Raw genomic sequence first — 4548 nt, 5'->3', positions numbered from 1 at the left:
GTGTCTATAGGGGTGTAGATAAACGCATTGGACAGCGTAGTGTGCTTGGCTAACACCGTGCCATCAATTTTGTGTTTAGCAATAACCTGCGCACGTGATGCACTCTCTTGCGAGCGGGAGCCTAATACAACAATAACTTCATCATATTGGCTTACTTTATCGGTGATAAAAGAGCTTACCGGATCAATTTTCATTCGCTCGGTACACCAGCGGAAACTGCGTGTCGGTGCCGGGTAGCCCTTACCTAGTAAATTAGCCCAAAATGTCTCGTTGGTTTTCGGCACGACTTTGTGAGATGTGATTGGTAGTTTGTCTCGCTTAGCTCCGCGCTCTATTGCAGCGAGCGAGTTATTGACATGATTGACCACTATCGGTGTTTCAACCAGGGTGTCGGAAGCAACAACAAATACCGGCTTATGCCGGTCTTCTGGCTTTAATCCCAATAAGGCTAAATAGACCAAAGCCATAACAGCTGAAGAGTCTTTACCGCCGCTATAACCAATAACCCAGGGGCGTTTATCAGCCAAATAGACTCGTTGAGTATCCGCGATATACTCGCTTAGGTACCGTCCTGAGAACTGTTCATTTTCAATGAAGGAAACGTAGTCTTCATCAATGTCATGTTTGTTTAATAAAATCATTAGCTTAATAGTTCTTTTTCTTTAGCTAGTTCTTCCTCAGTGATAGGAAGTGCTATTTGTCGTTTAATTTCAATGGCAGTCAGGAATATATTCGATGTGGCTTTTGACAAGCGGCCATGCTGCATTGCCCGGTTGGACCAATCAGAATTAGATTTGAGCCAATTGATACGTTTGAGGTTCGCAAACTTTTCAGCTTGCTCGTTTTGCTGCAAAGCAGATATTTCCTTTCCGACAAAAGCCAACGCTTGCAAACCTATACCGTGTGCAGTTATAAATTCCTGTCGGAATTCAGCTGCAGACAATATTTTTGCCTGCACCTGCTGCCACTCAACCATATGTTCATTTAATCTGTTCCAAAAGGCCTCTGCTTGTTTTTTCTCGGCCTCACTAAAGCCATCCTTGGGCCCTTTACCAAACAACGCTCTCGTTGCTTGTTTGATTCCGCTTAGCGTAAAGATTTTGCTGCTTCTTACCGAAATGGTTGAACGCTCAAATTCTGTGAAGCCCACAAAGGGTTTTGCGTTAATTGACAGATAACGCGCTAACTCAGATGCCTGATCCCGGTGATCATACAAGGTGCCTAACGAAGAGCTTGGCCTGACAGCATACTTATTTAAATCGGCAAACATCTGTTGGCTACGCTTTAGGCCTTCATCAACAAAGAATAAAACGGCGATATTATCTTGGCCTAACTCAGGATTTTCTTTAATGGCTTCTTCAATCGCGGCTCTACGATGCTGTCCATCATTTATCAGCATTTGCGCGTCCATTGGTACTCTTAATGTACCAAGGTTATTCATACTCTCTGCTTCGATAAACTCAACATCGGAACCAACAGATGCGGTTAATGCAGAAAATACGTAGTCCTTTGGCGACTCGAGTAAATAGCGTGTCATTTCAGGTATGCGGCTTTTGTTGAGAGTCCTTTGAGCGCGTAACTCAACCGGAACCTCTTCTTCGTCATACATAAATATTTTAGGAATAATCCGCAGTGGGCAGGTTGCTATATAAAAAGGTTTACCCGCTTGTATAGCTCTAATTGCAGGAAAGGAATAGCAGTAGTTGCTGTCAAACTTTTCCATAGTCGTTAGCCTTATTACGTATCGGTACGTAATAATATCACGTACAAAAGTAATTACAAATCATAATATCAGTTCTTTTCGTAATTTTTTCGGTGAAAGTCTTTCTTATAAACTGTTGGTGTCTATGCGATGTAAAGCTGTTTATCGTGCAGTAGTGGTAGGTTTACTGTGTCTACGTAATCAAAAAAGTCAACATCCTGTTCAGCCATCTTAACCTTAACTCTTTCCTTCAACCGAGGCTGCGCCGCAGTCTCGAAGTCTTCATACCCTAACAACGTTAACTTGCCGGAGGTGATATGTATCTTGATAAGTTGAATGTCGTCAAGTTCACCGTAAAGTTGAAGAGCAGAACAAACATAAAGCCGTAAAAGTGGCGATAACAAGTCCATATACTTTTTGTGGAATGTCAGTGAGTGGGGTTTGTTGTGCTCATGATCTAACACACTGGCCGGTAACATTTCGTTTGCCTGTACACACTCTTGTTCGATTTGCTCGATGTCGGCTATTTTAAACAGTAGGTCTTTGGCTTGGGTTTGGGCATTGGTGTGAGTTCCAAAAAACGCTTGAACGTCGCGCTTTGTTTGCTCTGATTGGTGTTTATAAGCTTTGCGTTTGCCAAATAGCCCAACTGCAAAATACACCAGCAAATCCTCTTTACGCATTTGTGCAGCTATTTTTAATTCATTACTATCAAAAAACGCGCTTGCTAATCGAAATACCTTTTTGATTGAACCTATTAGCTCTACAAGCTGTGTGGCACCTTTACATTCATCCACCATAGGGCAACGCCCTAAAAGCAGACAAGTTTGCCAAAATTGCTCGAATAATTCTTGATGCTGAGTGATTAAAAGCTGGTTTTGAGCGTCTTTAGCCACTATTGGTTGGGTTTTATGTTCCCAAGTGTGACTCCGTCTGTGGCGGTTTTGTAAAAACTCTTGCTCTAAAGCTTTGTCTTTAAATACAAAGTAGATACCGGGCGCTACTGCAATTGCTTGATCATCTAAGCTGAGCTCGATAAACAGTTTTAACTCACTTTGCGAGTAGTACTTTTGAAAGGTGTTGCGGCTGGTAATAATGCCATCTTTATAGGGCGTAAACTGGGCTAAGTAGTTTTCATTGGCCAGCATGGCCGCAACAACTAATAACTTTTCGGTTAACTGCCACGCGCCTTGTAAGGCTTCGGTACGTTCATTTCTGTCTTCAATTACGTTGATAACAAAGCCGATATTCACCAGATCTGCATTGACCTTTTGTGCATCAGGCAAAAAATTTGGGTCCCAACCTAAGGCATCTAAGCCATGAGCCTCCAGCTCACGCAAATCGTCACCGCGCCCGCATCCGTAGTCAAATATAGAATATTGCCCTTCGAGAAAACCATTTTTTGCTAAAAGCTTCATTGGCGATGACAACTCGTAGCGCACGATTGCGGTTTTATCTCGGTCTATTTTTTTGTTGGTTTGATTTTCAAGCAACGCTGAGTTGCGGAATAGCCGACCATCGACTAATTCAAATCCGTGGGAATGAATAATCGCCTGCCACGACGCTTTAAAACCTATGTGCCGGGGGTTGTCGTATAGTCCGGCTTGCTCACCTTCTGAGGTAATTAAACAAAATTCTTCGTAGTACGCATGATCTTTAGGGATCATGGTTTCTTTGCGGTGCAGGATGGGTGGATTGTCGTAATTGCTATAGTCAGTTATTTTGTGACTAAGCTTGGCTAGATCAACGGTGACACTTTGATGCAGAGCCGGGTAAGAGTCTTCAAAAAACGTGGGGTAATGCAACAAACTTAGCGAAAAAGTGTTTCGCGAGAGTTTAACGATATTCCATTTGTTTTCAGGGATTTTAAGTGCCTTGCCTACCGCGTTTATTAGCCCACTTAATTTAACCGGTATTTGCTCTAAGCAGCTTGCATGGATATAAATAGCATCTGGTAGTTTTTTACCCACATTGAGGTGTTTTACCAATTCACTAAACTGTTCTGCATTCATTTTTAAAGCTCTTTTGCTAATACTATTGCCTTGTCACCAAAGGCTTTTTTACCAGGAATTCGTCTACCACTTTGGCTTTTTTGCATGACTTGCAAATGCCTTAATGATTGACTTGCCACGCTTACATGGATAGGTCGGTGGCGACCATAAAAGTACAGCTTATCAAACGGTAAATGCTGGCAAATATGCAATGCCACTTCATGCATATTCAATTCAAAGCCTTGCACCCAAAAATCACAGGCTGCGCCAGCGCGCTTACAAATCGTCGAGCCTTTGCTATTTTGCTCACAACTAGCATGTTGATCTAACCCTGGTGCAGTGCCTGCAGAATTATTGCGTTGAATAAAACGACTAAGTGCCGGGCTGGTAAAGCCATAGGTAATGGTTATTGCCCCGAACTTTTCAGATAGGGGCAGCAGAATATTATTTGTTAGTTCCGTCAAGGCGGATTCAGACAAAGGTGAAGGCACATTTGTAGCGCTAAAATTGTGTTTGGTTTTATGCCAGTTAATTAGTTGCTGGTACAGGTTATCAAAAGTTTGCACGAGCCTAACACTCAGGCTGCTTAGAGATTAGATAAAGGTAGCGATTGCCCTCTTTACGAAATTGTAATTTGCCTGACAGACGCAAATGCATCAGATGGCAGCCTGATACTTTTAATGCCTTTTTCGCTTCTTTACTGCTTAACCAGTTGGCATGATCAAATGGGGGTTTTTGGTGGTTCATTGTGTTGCACCTTTATATTGTGGGCAGCGCTTTAAAAGATTAAACACCTCAACAGCAACAGATAAGCAAATCTAACACGGCTGTTTACTGGGTATAAACTATTTGTTG

Annotated in this window: 5 protein-coding genes; all 5 read right to left on the bottom strand. The window is 42.4% G+C overall.

The window, feature by feature from the left end; genetic code table 11:
- Nucleotides 1-641, bottom strand: a 641-nt coding sequence (locus NWQ57_RS06950; RefSeq protein ID WP_306021417.1) for a phosphoadenosine phosphosulfate reductase family protein, incomplete at its 3' end; no start/stop codon positions are given.
- Nucleotides 641-1723 carry a DNA sulfur modification protein DndB gene (dndB, locus tag NWQ57_RS06945; protein ID WP_306021416.1) on the bottom strand — a complete coding sequence of 361 codons (1083 nt, stop codon included), beginning with the start codon at nt 1721-1723 and terminating at the stop codon, nt 641-643. The genes dndB and NWQ57_RS06950, both read right to left, overlap by 1 nt.
- Before the next feature lie 122 nt (nt 1724-1845).
- Nucleotides 1846-3714, bottom strand: coding sequence for a DNA phosphorothioation-associated putative methyltransferase (locus NWQ57_RS06940; RefSeq protein ID WP_306021415.1), 1869 nt, complete (start codon nt 3712-3714; stop codon nt 1846-1848).
- 2 nt (nt 3715-3716) lie between these two features.
- On the bottom strand, nt 3717-4259 hold the full coding sequence (locus NWQ57_RS06935; RefSeq protein WP_306021414.1) for a hypothetical protein: 543 nt from the start codon (nt 4257-4259) through the stop codon (nt 3717-3719).
- A 4-nt stretch (nt 4260-4263) separates the two neighbouring features.
- Nucleotides 4264-4440, bottom strand: coding sequence for a hypothetical protein (locus tag NWQ57_RS06930; protein ID WP_306021413.1), 177 nt, complete (start codon nt 4438-4440; stop codon nt 4264-4266).
- Nucleotides 4441-4548 lie beyond the last annotated feature (108 nt).

The sequence above is a fragment of the Paraglaciecola sp. genome (genome assembly GCF_030730205.1).
Taxonomy (GTDB): domain Bacteria; phylum Pseudomonadota; class Gammaproteobacteria; order Enterobacterales; family Alteromonadaceae; genus Paraglaciecola.
The sequence above is the reverse complement of the archived record's forward strand: the minus strand, read 5'-3'. Positions and strand labels throughout refer to the sequence as shown.